Genomic DNA, 21,630 nt, shown 5'->3' with positions numbered 1-21,630 from the left:
ACTGTGGTCGACATGAGTCGGCAGATCACGCTCGCCACGGTCTTGGTTGCGGTGACCACCGTGGTTGCCGGCTGCGTCCCGGGCCTGGCCGCCGACCCGCGCTTCGCCACCAATTCCGGTGCGCGGCCCCAAGGGGCGACGACGCCCAAGCCGCCGCCCGCCGGCCCGCCACCGATCGCGGCCCCCAAGAACGACCTGCCGTGGCACGACTGCACGTCCAAGGTGTTCGGCGACGCGGCGATCCCGCCCGCCGCGGGCGTCCAGCTGGAGTGCGCGAACTACGACGCGGACCTGGACCCGAACGGCGGTGGGACCGGCACCGTCAGCGTCGGCGTCGTCCGCGCCCGCTCGAACCAGACCCCGCGCGACGCGGGCCCGCTGGTCTTCACCACCGGGACCGACCTGCCGTCCTCGGCGCAGCTGCCGGTCTGGCTGTCGCGGGGCGGCGCCGACGTGCTGCAGACCCGACCGATCGTCGCCGTCGACCGCCGTGGCATGGGCATGTCCAGCCCGATCGACTGCCGGGACACCTCCGACCGCCAGATCATGCGCGACCAGGCGCAGTTCCAAACCGGCGACGACCCCGTCGCCAACCTGTCCGACGTCGCGAACACCGCCACCACCAACTGCACCGACGCCATCGCGCCCGGCGCATCCGCCTACGACGACGCCCACGCCGCCTCGGACATCGAGCGCTTACGGACGCTGTGGGACGTGCCCGCGGTCGCGCTGGTCGGAATCGGCAACGGCGCGCAGGTGGCGCTGGCCTACGCCGCCGCGCGCCCCGACAAGGTCGCCCGGCTGATCCTCGACTCGCCAATTGCGTTGGGGGTGAACGCCGAAGCCGCCGCCGAACAACAGGTCAAGGGCCAGCAGGCCGCGCTCGACGCGTTCGCCGCGCAATGCCTCGCGGTGAACTGCGCGCTGGGTCCCGACCCGAAGGGTGCCGTCAGCGGGCTGCTGGCCGACGCCCGCGCCGGCAAGGGGCCCGCCGGTGCCTCGCTGGCCCAGCTGGCCGGCGCCATCACCGTCGCGCTGGGCTTCCCCTCCGGCGGGCGCGTCAACGCCACCACCAGCCTGGCCAACGCCCTGGCGGCCGCCCGCTCCGGGGACACCAATGCGCTGACCAGCCTGATCAACCACGCCGACGCCGCCGAGGACTCCGACGGCCAATTCGTCAACACCTGCAGCGACGCCGTCAACCGCCCCACCCCGGACCGGGTGCGCGAACTGGTGGTGGCCTGGGGCAAGCTCTATCCCCAGTTCGGCACCGTCGCAGCGCTCAGCTTGGTCAAATGCGTGCACTGGCCGACCGGTTCGCCGCCGGCGCCGCCGAAATCGCTGAAGGTCGACGTCCTGCTGCTGGGCGTGCAGAACGACCCGATCGTCGGCACCGAGGGGGTCGCCGCGACGGCGGCCACCGTCATCAACGCCAACGCGGCCAGCAAGCGGGTGATGTGGCAGGGCATCGGCCACGGCGCCAGCATCTACTCGAACTGCGCGGTTGCCCCGCTGATCGGCTACGTCAACAGCGGGAAACTCCCCGGCACCGACACGTACTGTCCCGCCTGACATTCGGGGTGGGCGTCCGGTGTACGGTGCGCTGGTGACGGCAGCTGACTCGACCCGAACCGGCCCGCGCGATCGGGTGCTGGCCGCCTTCCGCCCCCGCAGCGGCCCGCCGAGCACCGCGACGATACTGCGGTCGGCGCTGTGGCCGATCGCGATCTTCTCGGTCCTGCACCGCAGCATCATCCTCACCCTCAACGGCAACATCACCGACGACTTCAAGCCGGTGTACCGCGCGGTCCTCAACTTCCGGCACGGCTGGGACATCTACAACGAGCACTTCGACTACGTCGACCCGCACTACCTGTATCCGCCCGGCGGCACGCTGCTGATGGCCCCGTTCGGCTACCTGTCCTTCACGCCGTCGCGGTATCTGTTCGTCCTGATCAACACCGTCGCCATCCTGATCGCCTGGTACCTGCTGCTGCGGTTGTTCAAGTTCACGCTGTCGTCGGTGGCCGCACCCGCCCTGCTGCTGGCGATGTTCTGCACGGAAAGCGTGACCAGCACGCTGGTCTTCACCAACATCAACGGGTGCGTGCTGCTGGCGGAGGTGCTGTACCTGCGCTGGCTGCTGGATGGCCGGGCCAGCCGCCAGTGGTGGGCCGGGCTGGCGATCGGCCTCACACTCACGCTCAAACCGGTCCTGGGGCCGCTGCTCCTGCTGCCCCTGCTGAACCGCCAGTGGCGCGCCCTGGTCCCGGCCGTGGCGGTGCCCGTCGTCGTCAACCTGGCCGCGTGGCCCCTGGTCAGCGATCCCATGGACTTCGTCACCAAGACGGTGCCCTACATCCTGGGCACGCGGGACTATTTCAACAGCTCGATCGAGGGCAACGGCGTCTACTTCGGCCTGCCCACCTGGTTGATCGTCTTCCTGCGAATCCTATTCACCCTGCTGGCCATCGGCGCTCTGTGGCTGCTGTACCGCTATTACCGCACCCGCGACCCGCTGTTCTGGTTCACCGGTTCGTCGGGCGTGCTGCTGCTGTGGTCGTGGCTGGTGCTGTCGCTGGCCCAGGGCTACTACTCGATGATGCTATTCCCGTTCCTGATGACCGTGGTGCTGCCCAACTCGCTGATCCGCAACTGGCCGGCGTGGCTGGGCATCTACGGCTTCATGACGCTGGACGACTGGCTGATTTACCGATGGATGAGATACGGCCGCGCGCTGCATTATCTGAAGATCACCTACGGCTGGTCGCTGTTGCTGATCGTGGCGTTCACCGTGCTGTACTTCCGCTACCTGGACGCCAAGGCCGAGGACCGGCTGGACGAGGGCATCGATCCGGCGTGGCTGCCGCCCAAGTCGGATCGCGCTAGCGTGGAGGCATGACGAGTCCGAAGGTGCAACTGTCCGACGACGAGTGGCGCCGAAAGCTGAACCCGCAGGAGTTCGAGGTGCTGCGCCGCGCCGGCACCGAGCGGCCCTTCACCGGTGAATACACGGACACCAAAACCGAAGGCGTCTACCAGTGCCGGGCCTGCGGCGCCGAATTGTTCCGCAGCACGGAGAAGTTCGAGTCGCACTGCGGATGGCCGTCGTTCTTCGACCCGGCGAACTCCGACGCGGTGATCCTGCGGCCCGACCACTCGATGGGCACCACGCGCACCGAGGTGCTGTGCGCGAACTGCCACAGCCACCTGGGCCACGTGTTCACCGGCGAGGGCTATCCCACCCCGACCGATCAGCGTTACTGCATCAACTCGATCTCGCTGCGCCTGGTGCCGGCGGGAGCTTAGTCCCGGCGGCGAAATCAGTCCACGCGGGTGGCGTGCACTTCCCAGAACGGGGCGTGCACCCGGCCGCGCTCCAGCCACGGCTCCATCGCCCGGAACCGCTTCAGCAGCTCCTGCACCTGATCGGCCATGTCGGGATTGCGCGCGGCCATCATCTCGATCTGCTCGACGCTGATGTTCACCAGGTACGTCGTCGGCCCCAGATACGTGATCTCCCAGCCGCCGTGCGGCAGCACGTCACGAAAGTCCTTCTCGGACAACGACCGCATCATCTTGAAGCCGTTGACGTCGTGTTCGCCGAATTCGAACATGTACAGCCGCGCCCCCGGCTTGGTGGCCCGGCGCAGCGCCTGCACGTAGGACCGTTGCAACTCGGGATCGGTGCTGAAGGTGTGGTAGAAGGCGCAGTCGACGACGGTGTCGAACCGGCCGTCCAGGCCGTCGAGCTTGGTGGCGTCGGCCAGCTCGAAGTTGACCGAAACCCCGGCCTGGCGCGCGTTTTCGCGGGCCCGCTCCAGCGCACTCGCGGATCCGTCGATGCCGGTGGCACGGTAGCCCTTGGACGCGTAGTAGATCGCGTGGTGGCCGGGCCCGGTGCCCGGGTCGAGCACCTCGCCCTTGACGGCGCCGAGGGCGACCAGCCGCTGCACCACCGGCTGGGGGCCGCCGATGTCCCACGGCGTGGCGGCGGGCAACCCGTGCGACGTCCGGTCGTCGCGGTACATCTCCTCGAATCGGGCCGGGTCGGTGACGTCGGGCGTAGTCATTGGGCGCCGCTCTGCATCGTCGTCGGTGCCGTCATGGCAGCGAGTTCACCAACTGCTCGACCGGCACGCGCGGGCCGGTGAAGAACGGCGTCTCCTCACGGGTGTGCCTGCGGGCATCGGTGGCGCGCAGCTCGCGCATCAGGTCGACGATGCGGTGCAGTTCGGGGGCCTCGAAGGCCAGGATCCACTCGTAATCGCCGAGCGCGAACGCCGGCACCGTGTTGGCGCGGACGTCCTTGTATTCGCGCGCGGCCATGCCATGCTCGGCGAGCATGCGGCGCCGCTCCTCGTCGGGCAGCAGATACCACTCGTAGGACCGCACGAACGGATACACGCAGATGTAGTTGCCGGGCTCCTCGCCGGCCAGGAACGCCGGGATGTGGCTCTTGTTGAACTCCGCCGGCCGGTGCAGCGCCACGCTGCTCCACACCGGCGCGCTGGCCCGCCCCAGCGCGGTGGTTCGCCGGAAGTCGGCGTAGGTGGCCTGCAGCGCCTCGACGCGTTCGGCGTGGGTCCAGATCATGAAGTCGGCGTCGGCCCGCAGGCCCGCCACGTCGTAGAGCCCGCGCACCACGACGCCGCGCTCCTCCTGCTGCTTGAAGAACGTGGACGCTTCATCGATGACGTCGTCGCGCTGGTCACCGAGCTCACCCGGCTCGACGCTGAACACCGAGAACATCAGGTAGCGGATTGTGGAATTGAGCGAGTCGTAGTCGAGCTTGGCCATGGAACCTATCGTGCCACTTCGGTGTCGAGGGCCTCGACCGCGCGGCCGGCCGCCCCGACGCACGCGGGCACGCCGATGCCGTCGAGGTAGCTGCCGGCCACGGCGAGTGTCGGCGGCAGGCCCGCGCGTATCTCGGCGACCAGCTCCGCGTGCCCGGGGCCGTACTGCGGCATCGCCTCGATCCAGCGCTGCACGCGGGCATCGACCGGCTCGACGGCCAGCCCGAACACGTCGACCAGGTCGCTCAACGCCCATCCCAGCAGCTCGTCGTCCGACGCCGTTTCGGCCACGCCGTCGCCGCACCGGCCGAACGAAAGCCGCAGCAGCTGGGTGTCCCCGCGGGCGCCCCACTTGCGCGACGAAAGCGTAATCGCCTTGCCCCGCAGCGTTTCCCCGGTCGCCACCAGCACACCGGAGCACTGCGGGAAGGGGGTGTCACCCGGCACCGCCAGCGCCACCACCACCGACGACGCGCTGGCGATCCGGCCGGCGGCGGCGGCGCTCGTGGGGGCGACATCGGCGACCAGGCGCGCCAGCCGCGGGGCGGGGATGGCCAGGATCACCGCATCGGCGTGCCAGCGGGCGCCGGTGGAATCCAGCAGCGACCATCCCGGTCCGGCGGGGTCCAGCCGTTGCACCGCGGCCCGGACCCGGTGCGGCCGGGCACGTTCCGCGAGCGCGTCGAGCAGTACCCGGTAGCCCCCGTCCAACGCCCCGAACACCGGCCCGCCGGTCGCCGGGGGCAGCGCGCGGCGGACCGCATCCGTCAGGCTGGTGGCGCCGGCGTCCAAGGCGGCCGCGACCCCGGGGGCGGCCGCGCGCAGACCGATGGTGGCCGCCGAACCCGCGTACACCCCGCTCAGCAGCGGATCCACCGACCGGGCCACCACCTGCTCGCCGAACCGCTCGGCCACCAGTTCGGCGGTCGCGGGATCGCTGCCGGTTCGCCAGCCGAACGGGCGGCTCGGCTCGGCTTCGATGCGCGCGACCGTCGCCTCGTCGACCAGTCCGGCCACCGAGGCGGCCGACGACGGAATCCCGACCACCGTGGCGGTGGGCAGCGGATGCAACTTCTGCCGGCTGTAGATCAACGGCCGGGCGCCGGTCGAGACCAGCTGGCGCCCCGAGAGGCCCAACTCGGTCAGCAGCGCCGGCATCTCGGGCCGGCGCAGGATGAACGCCTCGGCGCCGACGTCCATGGTCTGCCCGCCGACCTGCTCGGTGCGCAATATCCCGCCCAGCCGGTCGCCCGGTTCGAACAGCGTGATGGCCGCGCCGTCGCCCACCGCCGCGCGCAGCCGGTAGGCCGCCGTCAGACCCGAAATCCCGCCCCCGACAACGCAATACGAGAGGGACGTCATAGGGAGTGGACCAGCGACACCAGATCGGTCAGCACACCGGGGTCGGTCTCCGGCAGCACGCCGTGACCCAGGTTGAAGACGTGACCGCTCGCGCCCGCGTCGACGGCGCGGCGCCCGTCCTCGACCACGGCCCGCGCCGCGCGCTCCACCACCGGCCAGCCGGCCAGCGCCACCACCGGATCGAGGTTGCCCTGCAGCGCCGTGCCCGCCGCGACCCGGGCGGCCGCGTCGGTGAGCGACGTTCGCCAGTCCACACCCACCACCGTCGCGCCGACGGCCGACATGGCGCCCAGCAGTTCGGCGGTGCCGACGCCGAAGTGCGTCATCGGCACGCCGTGCTCGGCCAGCGCGCCGAACACCCTGGCGCTGTGCGGTTGCACGTGGGTGCGGTAGTCGGCGAGCGACAGCGCGCCCGCCCACGAGTCGAACACCTGGATGGCGTCCACCCCCGCTTCGAGCTGCGCCCGCAGGAAGCCGACGGTGATGTCGGTCAGCTTTTCCATCAGCGCATGCCAGCTGTCCGGTTCGGCGAACATCATCGCCTTGGTGCGGGCGTGGTGGCGGCTCGGGCCGCCCTCGATGAGGTACGACGCCAGGGTGAACGGGGCGCCCGCGAACCCGATCAGCGGGACGTCGCCGAGCGCGGCCACCAACAGCGTGACCGCGTCGGATACCGGTTGAATCCGTTGCCGGTCGAGGGGTTTCATCGCGTCGACGTCGGCGGAGGTGCGCACCGGCGACGCGATCACCGGCCCGACGCCCGCGACGATGTCCAGGTCGACGCCCGCGCCGAGCAGCGGCACCACGATGTCGGAGAACAAGATCGCCGCGTCGACGTCGTGCCGGCGCACCGGCTGCAGGGTGATCTCGCAGACCAACTCGGCGTCGAAGCAGGCCGACAGCATGTCGGTCTGGGCCCGCAGCGCGCGGTATTCGGGCAGCGAACGGCCCGCCTGCCGCATGAACCACACCGGGATCCGGCCGGGCTTCCCACCGGTGACGGCGGCCAGATACGGCGACTCGGGGAGGTCGCGGCGAGTACTCATTGTCCTCAATGCTGCCATGACGGCCCCGCTGCGTAGTATCGACGACCGTGCCAGTCAGCCACCCACCGGTCAGCTACGACCAGTTCCCCAGCCTGCGCTGCGAAGTGGGCGACAAAACCGGCCTCGAAGGCATCCTGACGCTGGTTCTCGACGCCCCCGGCCTCAACTCGGTCGGGCCGCAGATGCACCGCGACCTCGCCGACATCTGGCCGGCGATCGCCCGCGACCCCGACGTGCGCGTGGTGCTGGTCCGCGGTGAGGGCAAGGCGTTCTCCTCCGGCGGCAGCTTCGACCTGATCGCCGAGACCATCGGCGACTACGAGGACCGGATGCGCATCATGCGGGAGGCCCGCGACCTGGTGCTCAACCTGGTGAACTTCGACAAGCCCGTCGTCTCGGCGATCCGGGGCCCCGCCGTCGGGGCCGGGCTGGTGGTGGCCCTGCTCGCCGACATCTCCGTGGCGGGGCGCACCGCGAAACTCATCGACGGGCACACCAAGCTGGGCGTGGCCGCGGGCGACCACGCCGCCATCTGCTGGCCGCTGCTGGTCGGCATGGCCAAGGCCAAGTACTACCTGCTCACCTGCGAGACGCTGCTGGGCGAGGAAGCCGAGCGCATCGGGCTGGTGTCGACCTGCGTCGACGACGACGACGTGCTGTCCACCGCGACGCGGATCGCCGAGGACCTGGCGCGCGGGGCGCAGAACGCCATCCGCTGGACCAAGCACAGCCTCAACTCCTGGTACCGCATGTTCGCGCCCACCTTCGAGACCTCGCTCGGCCTGGAATTCCTCAGCTTCAGCGGCCCCGACGTGCAGGAAGGCCTCGCCGCGCATCGCGAGAAGCGCCCGGCCCGGTTCACCGGCGGATCCGCCCCCTGAGCAGGCGCGATACGCTGTCCCATGAGGTCTGGTAACGGCTTGATAGCGGTCGGCGCGCCTGATTCCGCGTGTCGGCCGATGGGTCTACCGTCGGACCCTGTGACCCGCACCGCGACGATGCAGTGGGGGCACGCCCCGCTTGCCGGGGACGGCTACGACGCCGAGGAGCGGCCCTCATGACGTACGCCGCGCCGCCGCAAAGTGGCCGGGATGAACAGGAGCGGCGCCAAGTGACCTCAGCTGAACCGGAGCCCTTCCGCGAGGCGGTCGCGGCGATGAACGGCGTCACCGTGCGGCAGGAAATCGAGCTGGGCCCCATCCGCCCGCCGCAACGCCTGGCGCCCTTCAGCTACGCGCTGGGGGCCGAGGTCAAACATCCCGACTGCGAGATCGTCCCCGAGCGATCCGAGGGCGACGCCTTCGGCCGCCTGATCCTGCTGTACGACCCGGAAGGCGCCGACGCCTGGGACGGCACCATCCGCCTGGTCGCCTACATCCAGGCCGATCTGGACCCCAGCGAGGCCGTCGACCCCCTGCTGCCGGAGGTGGCGTGGAGCTGGCTGGTCGACGCGCTGGAATCCCGGATGGAGCAGGTCACCGCCCTGGGCGGCACCGTCACCGCCACCACGTCGGTGCGCTACGGCGACATCTCCGGTCCGCCGCGCGCCCACCAGCTGGAGCTGCGGGCGTCGTGGACGGCGACCACGCCGCAGGTCGGGGTCCATGTCGAGGCCTTCTGCGAGGTGCTGGAACATGCGGCGGGCCTGCCGCCGACGGGCGTCACCGACCTGAGCTCGAGGTCCCGCGCCTGACATGTGCGAACCGGAGGCCGACGGGCCCGGCAGCACCGGGCCCGGCAGCACCGAGCCCGACAGCGCCGAGCCCCAACCCACCCCGCTGGTGCGTCCCGCCGAAGGGATTCCGGACCTGTCGGTGACCGTCCGCCAGATCGAGGCGGCGGCGGAGCTCCTGGACCGTGGCAGCGGACCGTTCGCGGTGGACGCCGAGCGGGCCTCTGGTTTCCGGTACTCCAACCGCGCCTACCTGATTCAGATCCGGCGGGCCGGCGCCGGCACCGTGCTCATCGACCCGGTCAGCCACGGCGCCGATCCGCTGGAGGCGCTTCGACCCGTCGCCGAGGTGCTGAGCGGGGACGAATGGATCCTGCATTCCGCCGACCAGGACCTGCCCTGCCTGGCGGAGGTCGGCTTGCGGCCACCGGCGCTCTACGACACCGAACTGGCCGGTCGGCTGGCCGGGTTCGAGCGGGTGAACCTGGCGACCATGGTGGAGCGGCTGTTGGGTGCCGGATTGGCCAAGGGCCACGGGGCGGCGGATTGGTCCAAACGCCCCCTGCCCGAGGAATGGCTCAATTACGCGGCCCTGGACGTGGAACTGCTGATCGAGCTGCGCGGGGCGATCGCCGGCATCCTCGGCCAGCAGGGCAAAAGCGGTTGGGCGGCAGAGGAATTCGACTATCTGCTGGGTGCGGGTTCCCGGGATCCCAGCGCGGCGGCGCGACCGGATCGGTGGCGGCGCACGTCGGGGATTCATCGGGTGCGCGACCGGCGCGCCCTGGCCGCGGTTCGCGAGCTATGGCTGACGCGCGACCGCATCGCCCAGCGCCGCGACATCGCGCCGCGACGCATCCTGCCGGACTCGGCCATCATCGAGGCCGCCATCGCCGACCCGAAGACCATCGAGGACCTCACCGCGCTGCCGGTGTTCGGGGGGCGCAACCAACGTCGCAGCGCCGCCACGTGGCTGGCGGCACTCGAAGCGGCACGGCAGACCAAGAATCAGCCTGCGGACGCCGAACAGCCGAACGGACCGCCGCCGCCGGCGCGGTGGAGCCGGCGCAAACCGGAGGCCGCCGCGCGGCTGGAGGCGGCGCGCGCGGCGCTGTCACAGGTGTCGGAGCAGGTCAACGTCCCCACCGAGAACCTGGTCTCACCCGACCTGGTGCGGCGGCTGTGCTGGGATTGGCAGCCCGCGCCCGACCCCCTCGAGGCGGTCGAAGAGTTCCTGCGAGCCGGGCAGGCGCGGCCGTGGCAGCGGGAATTGGTGGATCCCCCGCTGGCCCGCGCATTGCAGCCGCCCGACGACGGCGGCGCCGACTAGTCGAGGTGCTCGCGGATCTCCGCTTCGGTGACGGCGCTGCCCAGCGCCGCGACCCAGCCGGTGACGCGGCGGGCCACGTCCTGATCCGTCAGCCCCAGGTCGGCCAGCAGCTCACCCCGCGAAGCGTGTTCGTAGAACCGCTGCGGCAGGCCCACGTCGCGACAGGGCACGTCGATCTCCGCGGCGCGCAGGGCCGCGGACACCGCCGACCCGACGCCGCCGCTGACGCCGTTGTCCTCGCACGTGACGACCAGTTTGTGCTGCGCGGCGAGCTCGATGACCCCCTCGGACACCGGTAGCACCCAACGCGGGTCGATCACCGTCACACCGATCCCCTGGTTGTGCAGCCGCTTGGCGACCTCCAGCGCCATCGGGACGAATGCGCCGACACCCACCAGCAGCACGTCATGGTTCAGCCCGGCGGCCGGCACAGCGAGCACGTCAACACCCGAGCGCCGCTCGAGGGCCGGAATGTCTTCGCCGACATCACCTTTGGGGAACCGCAACGCGGTCGGACCGTCGTTGACGTCCAGCGCCTCACCGAGTTCCTCGCGCAACCGGGTGGCGTCGCGGGGCGCGGCCACCCGCATGCCGGGCACAATACCCAGCATCGACATGTCCCACATGCCGTTGTGACTCGCGCCGTCCGAACCGGTCACGCCGGCCCGGTCGAGCACCATGGTGACGGGCAGCTTGTGCAGTGCCACGTCCATCATGATCTGGTCGAAGGCCCGGTTGAGGAAGGTCGAGTAGATGGCCACCACCGGATGCATGCCGCCCATCGCCAGGCCCGCCGCCGACGTCAGGGCGTGCTGCTCGGCGATGCCGACGTCGAACAAGCGATCCGGGAACTGCTGGCCGAACGCGCTCAGCCCGGTCGGGCCGGGCATCGCCGCGGTGATGGCCACGATGTCGCGGCGTTTCCTGGCATAGCCGATGAGCGCATCGGAGAACGTGGCGGTCCAACCGGGGCCGGCCACCTTGGTGGCCTGCCCGGTGACCGGGTCGATGACGCCGCACGAATGCATCTGCTCGGCCTCGTCGTCCTCCGCCGGGCCGAAACCCATGCCCTTGCGGGTGACGACGTGCACGATCACCGGCCGGCCGAAACCGCGCGCGTGCCGCAGCGCCATCTCCACCGCGCGTTCGTCGTGGCCGTCGACCGGGCCGACGTACTTGAGCCCGAGATCGGTGAACAGCAGCTGCGGCGACAGGGAGTCCTTGATGCCGGCCTTGACGCTGTGCATGAAGCGGTACGCGATCTGGCCGACCAGGGGCAGCGAGCGGACCGCTTCGCGGCCCTTTTCCAGGGCCTGCTCGTAGGCCGGTTGCAGCCGCAGGGTGGCCAGATGGTCGGCGACGCCGCCGATGGTGGGCGCGTAGCTGCGGCCGTTGTCGTTGACCACGATGATCACCGGGCGGCGCGACGCCGCGATGTTGTTCAGCGCCTCCCAGCACATGCCGCCGGTGAGCGCGCCGTCGCCGACCACGGCGACCACGTGCCGGTTGCGGTGACCGGTCAGCTCGAACGCCTTGGCCAGGCCGTCGGCGTAGGACAGCGCCGCGCTGGCGTGGCTGGACTCCACCCAGTCGTGTTCGCTCTCCGCCCGCGACGGATAGCCCGACAGCCCGCCCTTCTTACGCAGGCTCTCGAAATCCTGCGCGCGCCCGGTCAGCATCTTGTGGACGTACGCCTGATGACCGGTGTCGAAGATGATCGGGTCGTGCGGCGAGTCGAACACCCGATGCAGCGCCAGGGTCAGTTCGACCACCCCGAGGTTGGGCCCGAGGTGTCCACCGGTGGCAGCGACCTTGTGGATCAGGAACTCCCGAATCTCGGCGGCGAGTTCGCGCAGCTGCTGTCCCGACAGGTGTTGCAGATCAGCGGGCCCGCGGATCTGTTCCAGCATCCCGATAGTCTACGCAGCGACCGCCGCAACAGCAGGGAGCCGGAGGTCGCCGGCCTACGCGGGCCCGAAAAGCTCGGCCAGGGTGTCGTGCAGTTCGGGATCCGCCAGCACGACGACCTCGTCGCCGGCCTGAAGTTCGGTGTCACCCCGCACCGGCACCAGGCCGGTGGTGCGGACCACGATGCTCACCCAGATGTCGCCGACACGGTCACTGAGCCCCTCCACCGTGCATCCCTCGGCGGCAGAGCCGGGGGCAACGCTGAAGCGACGGACCCCCTCCGGTTCGTCTGCGAGCCGGACACCTATCTCCCACGGCCGCGTTTGCACCATGCGTATGGGCAGCTCCAACAGTTTTGCCACGCCCGGGACCGAGCTGCCCTGCACCAGAACCGAGAAGATCACGACGACGACGACAATGCCGTAGAGGCGCTCGGCGTTGGGGACGTGCGCGGCGCGCAGCAACTCGCCGAGCAGGATGGGGACCGCGCCCTTGAGGCCGGCGAACAGTATGAAGACGCGTTCGTTTCGCTCGAGTTGCACGCCGACCAGGCAGGCACCGACCGCCAGCGGACGAATCAGCGCCGTCAGGGCCACTCCGAGAGCGAGCCCGGGAATCCACACGTCGGGATGGGTGAGCACGCCGAGGTCGACGGTCAGACCCAGCACGACAAACGCGACGATTTCGGCCAGGCCGGCCAGGGCGGCGTGGAAGCGCTTGATCTCCGGCTTGTAGGGCGCGCGAGCGTCGCCGATCACGATGCCGGCGACGAACACCGCCAGGAATCCCGATCCGTGTGCAAGCGTGGCGATGCCGTACAGCATCAGGCTCGATGCCAGCGTTCGCAGCGGGTAGAGGCCTTCGCTCGGCAGCGCCACGCGGCGCATGAAGACGAGCAGGGCGCGCCCGCCGATCACCCCGACGGCCAGGCCGATCGCCATCTGGAGAACGAATTGAGTTCCGACGCTGGCGAATCCGGCTGCGCTGAGACCACCGGCGGCGATCAGGCTGGTCATCAACGCGATGCCGACCGGATCGTTGGCACCGGACTCGCCCTCCAGGATGGTGCTGCTGCGACCCCTGATCTCGCGTTTGCCCAGGACGGAGAACACCACGGCCGGGTCGGTGGGGGCTATGGCGGTTGCGACGAGCACAGCGGGGAACCAGGTGACGCCGCATACGTAGTGCAGCATCAACGCGGCGCCGGCGGCGGTGAGCGCGGTGCCCACGACACCGACCGACAGGATGGGGACCACCGCCGCGCGGAAACGAGCAGGCCCGATGTGCATTCCGCCGTCGAACAGCACCAGCACCAGCGCGATGGTGATGACCTGTTCCACGATCCGCTCGGACGGTGGCTGCACCGCGGGCACGGAGTGCGCCACCGCTGCCGTTCCGACGAGCACGAGCAGGGGCACTGGGATTTTGAACCGCTCGGTCAGGCGGTTCGCCAGCACCGCCACCAGACCGACGCCACTGGAGAACAAGATGATGAGCGCGAACCGAAGACCGTCGTTCACGATCGCGGCACCCGGAGACGGGACGGCGCTTTGGCGGTGGGCACTCGTGCCTTTCGGTTGGTCGACAAGCACATCGAGGACATCGCCGACCAGACTTCCCGGCACACCGCGACGGAGTCTAGCCGGTCTCGGGGCACCGCACCCGCAGAGGCGGTGCGGCTGCGCCGCCTAGCGCGTCAGCAGCGCGACGCATTCGCTGTGGTGGGTGAGCGGGAAGGCGTCGAACACCTTGATCTTCTCGACGGCATAGCCATGGCCGAGGTAGAGTCCGACGTCGCGAGCGAAAGACGCTGCCTCGCAACCGATGTGGACTATCCGGCCGACGCCGGCGCCGGCCAGTAGATCGATGACTTCGCGTCCGGCGCCGGCCCGCGGCGGGTCCAGGACCGCCACGTCGGCGCTCGCCCGTTGCGCGCCGAGCGCCCGCCGCACCGAGTCGGTGACGACCTGCACCTGTGGCAGGTCATCGAGCGCGACGCGGGCGGCCCGCGTGGCCGCGCGCGAGGTGTCGACGGTCAACACCCGCCCGGACTCCCCGACCGCGGCGCCCAGGGCGGCGGCGAAAACGCCCGCGCCGCCGTAGAGGTCCCAGGCGGTCATGCCCGCGCCGACCTGCGCCCAGTCGGCGACCAGCCGGCTGTACAGCGTGGCCGCGCCGCGGTGCGCCTGCCAGAAGGCCGTCACGGGGATCTGCCAGCTGCGCCCGTCCACCCGCTGCACCGCCTCGTAGCGGCCCTCCATCACCTTGGTCGCCGTCCGTCGGCCCTGTCGCAGCGTGCGCACCATGTGGCGCGCACCGTCATCGTCCACGACCACATGCACCTGCGCGGTCGGCGGCCACTTGGAGTCGGCGAGCCCGTCGAGCATGCCGGCCGGCAACTGCGCGCAGCGCAGGTCGGTCATCAGCTCGTCGCTGTGATACCGGTGAAAGCCGGGCCGGCCGTCCGCCCCGACGTCGAGCCGGACGCGGGTGCGCCAGCCCGTCGGCCCGCAGTCCGCCAGCGGTTCGGCCGCACCCTTCCAGCGGTACCCGCCCAGCCGCTCCAGCTGGTTGGCCACCACCTGCGCCTTGAGCGCGCGGGCCGCCTCCGGGGCGGCGAACGCCAAGTCACAGCACCCGGCCCCGTCCACCCCGGCGATGGAGCACAGCGACTCGATGCGGTCGGCCGACGGCTCCAGCACCTCGACAACCTCTGCGTGCCAATAAGATCCGCGGTCGGCGGTCACCCGGACCCGCACCCGCTCACCCGGCAGCGCGTAGCGGACGAACACCACGCGCCCCTCGTGGTGCGCCACGCAGCTACCGCCGTTGGCCGGGGCGCCGGTGACCAACGTCAGCTCGTCGCATGGGGGCAGCGTCGCGTTGGGCGCGCGGCGTGGTGGTTCGCGGGTCAATCGAAGATTCCCCGACGAGCGTCACCCGGGGCGGCATGCGGCTGCAGCGCTTGGAGTCGTTCCGACGAACTCAGTTGCCACGGAACAGAAGTCACCATCACATTCGGCATGAACAACAGCCGGCCCTTGAGCCGCAGCGCGCTCTGGTTGTGCAGCGCCTGCTCCCACCAATGCCCCACCACGTACTCGGGAATGAACACGGTGACCACGGTGCGCGGCGACTCTTTGCTCACCCGCTTGACGTATTCGAGTATGGGACGGGTGATTTCCCGGTAGGGCGAGGCGATGACCTTGAGCGGCACGCTGATGTCGCTCTCTTCCCACTGGTGCACCAACTCGCGGGTCTCGCCCTCGTCGACGCTGACGGTGAGCGCCTCGAGCGTATCCGGACGGGTCGCGCGGGCGTACGCCAGGGCGCGCAGCGTCGGCAGATGCAGCTTGGACACCAGCACCAGGGCGTGATTGCGGCTGGGCAACACCACGTCGTGCTGGGCGGCGGCCTGCTCCTCCAGTTCCCGGCTGACCGTGCCGTAGTGCCGGTGGATCATCTTCATGATGCCGAACAGCAAACCCATGGCGAACAACGCGATCCATGCGCCGGCGACGAACTTGGTGACCAGGACGACTAGCAAAACCGCTCCGGTGGCAAGCAATCCGATGGTGTTAACCACCCGCGAGCGCATCATCTTGCGCCGTATCTGCGGATCGGTCTCGGTGCGCAGCAACCGTGTCCAGTGCCGGACCATGCCGATCTGGCTCAGCGTGAACGAGATGAACACGCCGACGATGTAGAGCTGGATCAGCGCGCTGAGCTCGGCACGGAACGCGATGATCGCCAGCAGAGCCGCCCCGGACAGGAACAGGATCCCATTGGAGAACGCCAACCGGTCCCCGCGGGTGTGCAGCTGGCGCGGAAGGTAGCTGTGCTGCGCCAGGATTGAGCCGAGCACCGGGAACCCGTTGAACGCGGTGTTGGCCGCCAGCACCAGGATGAGGGCGGTCACGGTCGCGATCAGCAGGAAGCCGATGTGGAAGCTCCCGAACACCACCTGGGCGAGCTGCGCGACCAGAGTCTTCTGGTAGTAGTGCGGCGGTGTCCCCGCCAGCTGCCTGACCGGGTCGTCGACGACTTGGACACCGGTCTTCTTGGCAAGCAGGATCATTCCCATAAACAGGCTCACCGCGATCGCGCCCAGCATCAGCAGTGTGGTGGCGGCGTTGCGCGACTTCGGCTTCTGAAACGCCGGCACCCCGTTGCTGATCGCCTCCACACCGGTCAGCGCCGCGCATCCCGAGGAGAACGACCGCGCCACCAGGAATGCCAAAGCGAAACCGATGACCTTCCCGTTTTCGGCATGCATCTGGAAACCGGCGGATTCGGCCCGCAGCGGATCGGCGAGCACGAAGACCCGGAAAAGTCCCCAACCGATCATGACGGTCAAGCCGATGATGAACGCGTAGGTCGGAATGGCGAAAGCCACCCCGGACTCGCGGACGCCGCGCAGGTTCATCGCCATCACCAGCAGGATGGCCGCCACGCAGAAGAACACCTTGTGCTCGGCCACGATCGGGATCGCGGAGCCGATGTTCGACATCGCCGACGCGGTCGAAACGGCCACGGTGAGTACATAATCCACGAGCAGAGCGCTGGCTACCACCAGGCCGGCGGTGTCGCCGAGATTGGTGGTGACCACCTCGTAGTCGCCCCCGCCAGACGGGTAGGCGTGCACGTTCTGCCGGTAGCTGGCCACCACGACGAGCATGACCGCCGCGACGGCAAGACCGATCCACGGCGCCAGCGAGTAGGCGGCCACCCCTGCCACGGAGAGCATCAGGAAGATTTCCTCGGGCGCGTACGCCACCGAGGACAGCGCATCGGAGGCGAACACCGGCAGGGCGATCCGTTTGGGCAGCAGGGTATGGCTCAGCCGGTCGCTGCGAAATGGCCGGCCGATCAGCAACCGGCGCGCTGCGGTTGAAAGTTTGGACACGAGAGCCAAGAGTAAGCCCACAAGGGTTTGGCGGTAGCTTCGTAGGTGAGAATGTTTGCCGACGCGAAATCGGCTGGCCGACGTGGGTTGCCGATTGGGACGCAGGACACAGGACACAGCCGAGAGGAACCGCAGTGCGAGTAGTGGTGATGGGCTGCGGCCGCGTCGGTTCCTCGGTGGCCGACGGGCTGTCGCGGATCGGCCACGACGTCGCCGTCATCGACCGCGACAGCACCGCCTTCAACCGGCTCAGCCCCGAGTACGCCGGCGAGCGGGTGCTGGGCCAGGGGTTCGACCGCGACGTGTTGCTAAGGGCCGGCATCGAGGAGGCGGACGCGTTTGCCGCCGTGTCATCCGGGGATAACTCGAACATCATCTCGGCGCGACTGGCGCGGGAGACGTTCGGCGTCAAGCGCGTCGTCGCCCGGATTTACGACGCCAAGCGCGCCGAGGTCTACGAACGCCTCGGCATCCCCACGATCGCCACCGTGCCCTGGACCACCGACCGCCTGCTCAACGCGCTGCTGCGGGACACCGAGACCGCCAAATGGCGGGACCCGACCGGCACGGTGGCCGTCGCCGAGGTCGTCCTGCACGAGGAGTGGATCGGGCACCGGGTCACCGATCTCGAGCAGGCCACCGGCGCGCGCGTCGCGTTCCTGATCCGGTTCGGCGCCGGCGTCCTGCCGGAACCGAAATCGGTCATCCAGGCCGGCGATCAGGTCTACGTGGCCGCGATCTCGGGCCGCGCCGCCGAAGCCGTGGCCATCGCGGCGATGCCACCCAGTGAAGACTCTTAAGGAGCGGCGAACATGAAGGTAGCTGTCGCCGGGGCCGGCGCGGTCGGCCGTTCCGTCAGTCGCGAGCTCGTCGGCAACGGCCACGAGGTCACGCTCATCGAGCGCAACCCCGACCACGTCGACGTCGACGCCATCCCGGCCGCGCATTGGCGGCTCGGTGACGCCTGCGAGCTGAGCCTGCTGGAATCGGTGCACCTGCAGGAGTTCGACGTGGTGGTGGCCGCAACCGGCGACGACAAGGCCAACGTCGTGCTCAGCCTGCTGGCCAAGACCGAATTCGCGGTGCCCCGGGTGGTGGCCCGGGTGAACGACCCCCGCAACGAATGGTTGTTCACCGACGCCTGGGGCGTAGACGTGGCGGTGTCCACGCCGCGCATGCTGGCCTCGCTGATCGAGGAGGCCGTCGCAGTCGGTGATCTGGTGCGGCTCATGGAGTTCCGCCGGGGGCAGGCCAACCTCGTCGAGATCACCCTGCCCGACGACACCCCGTGGGGCGGCAAGCCGGTGCGCCGGCTGCAACTGCCCCGCGACGCCGCGCTGGTCACCATCCTGCGCGGCCCCCGGGTGATCGTGCCCGAGGCGGACGAGCCGCTGGAAGGCGGCGACGAGCTGCTCTTCGTCGCCGCCGCCGAGGCCGAAGAGGACTTGCGCAAGCTGCTGCTGCCGGACGGCCCGGCGCTGGACGACTAGTTGTCGCGGACCGGACCGGCCTCGAGCTGGACGCCGGGGTCGCCGGCCGCCGGCACGGCGCGTTGCACCGACTTGATGGCCGCGTAGGTCGCCAGCGCTGCCGCCACGGTCAGCGGCCACCCCATCGCGATCCGCGCCACCGCCAGCCAACCGGTCCGGTTGGCGTCGTAGAGCAGCCCCTGGACGACGAACCGGGCGGCGAAGACCAGCACCCAGCAGATCGAGGCGATGTCGAACGCGTAGACGGCCCGGGGTACGTCGCGCCAGCCGCGACCGCGCCCGCTGGCCCAGCCCCACACGTAGCCGACCAGAGGCCGCCGGATGACCACCGACACCGCGACAACCACCGCCCACAGCAGCGACATCCAAATGCCCATCAGGAAGTAGCCCTTGGACTCCCCGACGATGTAGGCGACGAGCGCACAGATGGCGACGCCGAAGAACCCGGAGAACGCCGGCTGCGGCGATTCCCGCCGAATCAGCCGCCACAGCAGGACGAGTGCGGCGACGGCCAGCGCGGACGCGATCGCGACGAACAAGCCCGACACCGAAGAGGCAATGACGAAGATCACAACGGGCAGCGACGAATAGATGACGCCGCTGACCCCACCCACCTGTGCCAGCAGGCGTTCCGGCGTGACGCGGGTGGTGTTCGTGCGGTCGGGCGAGCCCGACTCATGGGGTCCCGGAGCCGACCCCAAGTCGCCGGGTCGCGTCACCGCTGAATTTCGTAGTGCGGGTTGTAGATGGCCTTGCTGCCGTTCTCCAGCTCGCCCAGCCGGCCCCGCACCCGCAGTTTGCGGCCCGAGTCGATGCCGGGTATCCGGCGCTGGCCCAGCCAGACCAGAGTGACGGTGTCGCTGCCGTCGAACAGCTCGGCGCGGACACCGCCCGCACACGCCTTGCCGTTACATTCCACGCTGCGCAGGGTGCCGATCATGGTGACCTCTTGGCCACGCTCGCAATCGACTGCGCGTTGTGCGCCGGTAAGCGCTGCCTCGTCGGACAACTCTTCGGAGTCGCGTTGCTCCGGCGCCTCCGTCAAACGGCGGCTGAGCCGGCGAAGATATCCTTGGGCCCCCATGGCCACTCCTGACAATGCTGATAAGCCTCGGCGCTTCCACTTATGCCAACGGACACCGTAGACCTGTTGGTTCCCGCGCGCCAACCGACTCAAACGTGGTGTCACTATCGGGGAGTGCCTGTCGATTTGCGGGGTGTCACGACCGTGTTGTTGCCCGGTACCGGGTCCGACGACGACTACGTTCGCCGGGCGTTTTCGAATCCGTTGCGCGAGGCCGGCGCCGTGCTGGTGGCAGCGCCGCCCCGCCCGGACCGGTTGATCGACGGGTACCTGTCGGCGTTGGATTCCGCCGCGCGCACGGGCCCGATCGCCGTCGGCGGCGTGTCGATCGGGGCGGCGGTGGCGGTCGCCTGGGCGCTGCTCCACCCGGACAAGGCGGTCGCCGTCCTGGCCGCGCTGCCGGCCTGGGCCGGGGCGCCGGAAGCGGCGCCCGCCGCCCTCGCCGCGCGGCACACGGCGGCTCAGCTGCGCGCTGACGGGCTTACGGCGACGACGGGCCAGATGCGGGCGTCCAGCCCGCCGTGGCTGGCCGACGAGCTGGCCCGGTCGTGGCGCGCCCAGTGGCCACAGTTGCCCGACGCCATGGACGAGGCCGCCGCCTTCGTGGCGCCGAACCACGCGGAGCTGGCCCGGCTGGCCGCCCCGCTGGGCGTGGCGGCCGCCGTGGACGACCCCGTCCATCCCGTGCAGGTCGCCGTCGAATGGGTCGAGGCCGCGCCGCGGGCGGCGCTGCGGACGGTGACACTCGACCAGATCGGCTCGGACCCCGCCGCGCTGGGCGCGGCGTGCCTGGCCGCGCTCGCCGAGGTCGGCTAGCCGCCGGTGGTGGTGCGCAGCTGCTGCATGGCCGAGCCCTCGACGCTGCGGCGCGCCGCCGGCTCGCCGGGTCCCTGCTGAGCCTCGGCTTGCTGCGCCTGCTGGGCGGCCGCGGCTTCCCGCAATTGCTGCGCCATCGGCTCGGGCAGCTGCACGGTCAACGGCGTGCGCACCGGAAGCGGTGTGTCGCCGCGGCGAACGACGGTGTCCGCCAACGCGGCCCGCGCCTCCTGCTCGAGGGCTTCCATCGTCTCGTGGGGGCCGTTGATGACGCAGCGGATCATCCAGCGGTACCCGTCGACCCCGATGAAGCGCACCGCACCGGAGGCCGAGCCAACCACTTCACGGCCCCACGGGCCGTCCTTGATACTGACCTTGGCCGAGTCCTTGCGCAGCGAATCGGCGAGCTCGCCGGCGACTTCTCGCCACAGGCCGCCCGTCTTCGGCGCCGCGTAGGCGGCGATGGTGAACCGGCCGTTGGGGGTGACCACCCACACCGCGCTCGGGACCCCCGTCTCGGTCAGCTCGACCTGGAGTTGCCCCGCCTCCGGCATGGGAATGAGCACCGAGCCCAGGTCCAGGCGGGCCAGCTCCGCGACCGACGGGTCGTCGAAATCGTCGATGTCGAACGGCCCCTCGAGCTCTTCGATCTCATCGGGCGCCTCGTCACCGGGCTGGCTCACGACGACGTCGTCCGCGGCCTGTTCGCTGTCACCTTTACGTCTGCCAATAGCCATCACAAACTCGCATGTCCGCCGGAGGAACCGTGGCCACCGTCGCCACGGGATGTTTCGGCCAGGCCCGCCTCGTCGAACGAGGACACCTCGACCAGCTCGACCAGCTCGACCCGCTGCACGAGCAGCTGGGCGATGCGGTCGCCACGATGCACCACGATGGGCTCGGCCGGGTCGAGATTGATCAGCGCGACCTTGATCTCGCCGCGATAACCCGCGTCGATGGTGCCCGGACTGTTGACGATCGAAAGCCCCACGCGCGACGCCAATCCCGAACGCGGGTGAACCAGGCCGACCATCCCGAACGGAATCGCGACGGCCACGCCCGTGCGCACCAGGGCGCGCCGTCCGGGCTCCAGCTTGAGGTCTTCCGCGCTGTAGAGATCCACCCCCGCGTCGCCCTGGTGGGCACGCGTGGGCAGTGGAAGCTCGGGATCGAGGCGGACGATGGCCAGACTGGTCGACACGGGGCCACAGATTACC

At 70.0% G+C, this 21,630-nt stretch carries 21 protein-coding genes; 9 read left to right on the top strand and 12 right to left on the bottom strand.

The features are described from left to right. Positions 1–12 precede the first annotated feature (12 nt). Genes G6N51_RS28390 through msrB form a run of 3 tightly spaced genes read left to right on the top strand, consistent with a single transcriptional unit; the run spans position 13 to position 3,309 of the window. Complete coding sequence (locus G6N51_RS28390; protein WP_142275116.1) at positions 13–1,572, top strand: alpha/beta hydrolase; 1,560 nt, start codon at positions 13–15, stop codon at positions 1,570–1,572. A 19-nt stretch (positions 1,573–1,591) separates the two neighbouring features. After that, entirely contained in the window at positions 1,592–2,902 is a 1,311-nt protein-coding gene (gene aftC, locus G6N51_RS28385) for an arabinofuranan 3-O-arabinosyltransferase (RefSeq protein WP_083173764.1), read from the top strand. Continuing rightward, the gene (gene msrB / locus G6N51_RS28380; RefSeq protein ID WP_083173763.1) at positions 2,899–3,309 is read left to right on the top strand and encodes a peptide-methionine (R)-S-oxide reductase MsrB; all 411 of its coding nucleotides are present in this window, start codon (positions 2,899–2,901) and stop codon (positions 3,307–3,309) included. The genes aftC and msrB overlap by 4 nt, the downstream gene beginning before the upstream one ends. A gap of 14 nt (positions 3,310–3,323) precedes the next feature. On the opposite strand, the gene G6N51_RS28375 is transcribed toward msrB, so the two are convergent. From G6N51_RS28375 to hemE, 4 genes are read right to left on the bottom strand one after another with little or no spacing between them, the layout of a single operon-like run. Further along, positions 3,324–4,073: a class I SAM-dependent methyltransferase gene (locus tag G6N51_RS28375; protein WP_083173762.1), complete on the bottom strand. Its 750-nt coding sequence runs from the start codon at positions 4,071–4,073 to the stop codon at positions 3,324–3,326. 31 nt (positions 4,074–4,104) lie between these two features. Further along, positions 4,105–4,800: a hydrogen peroxide-dependent heme synthase gene (gene hemQ / locus G6N51_RS28370; RefSeq protein WP_083173761.1), complete on the bottom strand. Its 696-nt coding sequence runs from the start codon at positions 4,798–4,800 to the stop codon at positions 4,105–4,107. Positions 4,801–4,805: 5 nt separating this feature from the next. Next, positions 4,806–6,161, bottom strand: coding sequence for a protoporphyrinogen oxidase (locus G6N51_RS28365; RefSeq protein ID WP_083173760.1), 1,356 nt, complete (start codon positions 6,159–6,161; stop codon positions 4,806–4,808). Further along, on the bottom strand, positions 6,158–7,207 hold the full coding sequence (gene hemE, locus G6N51_RS28360; protein WP_083173759.1) for a uroporphyrinogen decarboxylase: 1,050 nt from the start codon (positions 7,205–7,207) through the stop codon (positions 6,158–6,160). Before hemE ends, G6N51_RS28365 begins: the two co-directional genes overlap by 4 nt. 47 nt (positions 7,208–7,254) lie before the next feature. Between hemE and G6N51_RS28355 the strand changes: the two genes are divergently transcribed. The 3 genes from G6N51_RS28355 (at position 7,255) to G6N51_RS28345 (ending at position 10,209) form a co-directional block, all read left to right on the top strand. Beyond that, positions 7,255–8,088 (top strand): enoyl-CoA hydratase/isomerase family protein, encoded by an 834-nt coding sequence (locus G6N51_RS28355; RefSeq protein ID WP_083173758.1) that lies wholly within the window; start codon positions 7,255–7,257, stop codon positions 8,086–8,088. A 176-nt stretch (positions 8,089–8,264) separates the two neighbouring features. Beyond that, positions 8,265–8,900, top strand: a complete 636-nt coding sequence (locus G6N51_RS28350) for a DUF3000 domain-containing protein (RefSeq protein WP_083173757.1) — start codon at positions 8,265–8,267, stop codon at positions 8,898–8,900. 1 nt (position 8,901) lies between these two features. Next, positions 8,902–10,209: an HRDC domain-containing protein gene (locus G6N51_RS28345; protein WP_083173756.1), complete on the top strand. Its 1,308-nt coding sequence runs from the start codon at positions 8,902–8,904 to the stop codon at positions 10,207–10,209. Here the strand turns inward: G6N51_RS28345 and dxs are convergent. The 4 genes from dxs to G6N51_RS28325 all read right to left on the bottom strand — a co-directional run bounded on the left by dxs (position 10,206) and on the right by G6N51_RS28325 (position 17,023). Continuing rightward, the gene (gene dxs, locus G6N51_RS28340; protein ID WP_083173755.1) at positions 10,206–12,119 is read right to left on the bottom strand and encodes a 1-deoxy-D-xylulose-5-phosphate synthase; all 1,914 of its coding nucleotides are present in this window, start codon (positions 12,117–12,119) and stop codon (positions 10,206–10,208) included. The genes G6N51_RS28345 and dxs overlap by 4 nt on opposite strands. A gap of 54 nt (positions 12,120–12,173) precedes the next feature. Further along, on the bottom strand, positions 12,174–13,637 hold the full coding sequence (locus G6N51_RS28335) for a cation:proton antiporter domain-containing protein (RefSeq protein ID WP_083173773.1): 1,464 nt from the start codon (positions 13,635–13,637) through the stop codon (positions 12,174–12,176). A 168-nt stretch (positions 13,638–13,805) separates the two neighbouring features. Further along, positions 13,806–14,993, bottom strand: a complete 1,188-nt coding sequence (locus tag G6N51_RS28330) for a class I SAM-dependent RNA methyltransferase (RefSeq protein WP_083173772.1) — start codon at positions 14,991–14,993, stop codon at positions 13,806–13,808. 35 nt (positions 14,994–15,028) lie between these two features. Further along, positions 15,029–17,023 carry an APC family permease gene (locus G6N51_RS28325; RefSeq protein ID WP_083173754.1) on the bottom strand — a complete coding sequence of 665 codons (1,995 nt, stop codon included), beginning with the start codon at positions 17,021–17,023 and terminating at the stop codon, positions 15,029–15,031. 134 nt (positions 17,024–17,157) lie between these two features. Between G6N51_RS28325 and G6N51_RS28320 the strand changes: the two genes are divergently transcribed. Continuing rightward, on the top strand, positions 17,158–17,823 hold the full coding sequence (locus G6N51_RS28320) for a potassium channel family protein (protein ID WP_163750852.1): 666 nt from the start codon (positions 17,158–17,160) through the stop codon (positions 17,821–17,823). Positions 17,824–17,835: 12 nt separating this feature from the next. Further along, entirely contained in the window at positions 17,836–18,513 is a 678-nt protein-coding gene (locus tag G6N51_RS28315; protein ID WP_083173753.1) for a potassium channel family protein, read from the top strand. On the opposite strand, the gene G6N51_RS28310 is transcribed toward G6N51_RS28315, so the two are convergent. Next, entirely contained in the window at positions 18,510–19,214 is a 705-nt protein-coding gene (locus G6N51_RS28310) for a DUF3159 domain-containing protein (RefSeq protein ID WP_232078600.1), read from the bottom strand. The two genes, G6N51_RS28315 and G6N51_RS28310, sit on opposite strands and share 4 nt — an antisense overlap. Before the next feature lie 14 nt (positions 19,215–19,228). Next, on the bottom strand, positions 19,229–19,597 hold the full coding sequence (locus G6N51_RS28305; protein ID WP_083173751.1) for an OB-fold nucleic acid binding domain-containing protein: 369 nt from the start codon (positions 19,595–19,597) through the stop codon (positions 19,229–19,231). Positions 19,598–19,711: 114 nt separating this feature from the next. On the opposite strand from G6N51_RS28305, the gene G6N51_RS28300 reads away from it, so the two are divergent. Continuing rightward, on the top strand, positions 19,712–20,413 hold the full coding sequence (locus G6N51_RS28300) for a hypothetical protein (protein WP_083173750.1): 702 nt from the start codon (positions 19,712–19,714) through the stop codon (positions 20,411–20,413). Here the strand turns inward: G6N51_RS28300 and G6N51_RS28295 are convergent. Further along, positions 20,410–21,150, bottom strand: a complete 741-nt coding sequence (locus tag G6N51_RS28295) for a DUF3710 domain-containing protein (RefSeq protein ID WP_174814351.1) — start codon at positions 21,148–21,150, stop codon at positions 20,410–20,412. The genes G6N51_RS28300 and G6N51_RS28295 overlap by 4 nt on opposite strands. Beyond that, positions 21,150–21,614: a dUTP diphosphatase gene (dut, locus tag G6N51_RS28290; RefSeq protein ID WP_067927364.1), complete on the bottom strand. Its 465-nt coding sequence runs from the start codon at positions 21,612–21,614 to the stop codon at positions 21,150–21,152. The genes G6N51_RS28295 and dut overlap by 1 nt, the downstream gene beginning before the upstream one ends. Positions 21,615–21,630 lie beyond the last annotated feature (16 nt).

The sequence above is a fragment of the Mycobacterium paraseoulense genome, from assembly GCF_010731655.1.
Classification (GTDB): Bacteria; Actinomycetota; Actinomycetes; order Mycobacteriales; family Mycobacteriaceae; genus Mycobacterium; species Mycobacterium paraseoulense.
Note: the sequence above shows the minus strand (reverse complement) of the source record. Positions and strands in the feature narration are given on the sequence as shown.

What these genes read in the sequence shown, in the direction of transcription:
- G6N51_RS28390 (WP_142275116.1), top strand. Translation starts at nt 13, where the DNA reads ATGAGTCGGCAGATCACGCTCGCCACGGTCTTGGTTGCGGTGACCACC.
- msrB (WP_083173763.1), top strand. Translation starts at nt 2,899, where the DNA reads ATGACGAGTCCGAAGGTGCAACTGTCCGACGACGAGTGGCGCCGAAAG.
- G6N51_RS28375 (WP_083173762.1), bottom strand. Translation starts at nt 4,073, where the DNA reads ATGACTACGCCCGACGTCACCGACCCGGCCCGATTCGAGGAGATGTAC.
- hemQ (WP_083173761.1), bottom strand. Translation starts at nt 4,800, where the DNA reads ATGGCCAAGCTCGACTACGACTCGCTCAATTCCACAATCCGCTACCTG.
- G6N51_RS28365 (WP_083173760.1), bottom strand. Translation starts at nt 6,161, where the DNA reads ATGACGTCCCTCTCGTATTGCGTTGTCGGGGGCGGGATTTCGGGTCTG.
- hemE (WP_083173759.1), bottom strand. Translation starts at nt 7,207, where the DNA reads ATGAGTACTCGCCGCGACCTCCCCGAGTCGCCGTATCTGGCCGCCGTC.
- G6N51_RS28350 (WP_083173757.1), top strand. Translation starts at nt 8,265, where the DNA reads ATGACGTACGCCGCGCCGCCGCAAAGTGGCCGGGATGAACAGGAGCGG.
- G6N51_RS28345 (WP_083173756.1), top strand. Translation starts at nt 8,902, where the DNA reads ATGTGCGAACCGGAGGCCGACGGGCCCGGCAGCACCGGGCCCGGCAGC.
- dxs (WP_083173755.1), bottom strand. Translation starts at nt 12,119, where the DNA reads ATGCTGGAACAGATCCGCGGGCCCGCTGATCTGCAACACCTGTCGGGA.
- G6N51_RS28315 (WP_083173753.1), top strand. Translation starts at nt 17,836, where the DNA reads ATGAAGGTAGCTGTCGCCGGGGCCGGCGCGGTCGGCCGTTCCGTCAGT.
- G6N51_RS28305 (WP_083173751.1), bottom strand. Translation starts at nt 19,597, where the DNA reads ATGGGGGCCCAAGGATATCTTCGCCGGCTCAGCCGCCGTTTGACGGAG.
- G6N51_RS28295 (WP_174814351.1), bottom strand. Translation starts at nt 21,150, where the DNA reads ATGGCTATTGGCAGACGTAAAGGTGACAGCGAACAGGCCGCGGACGAC.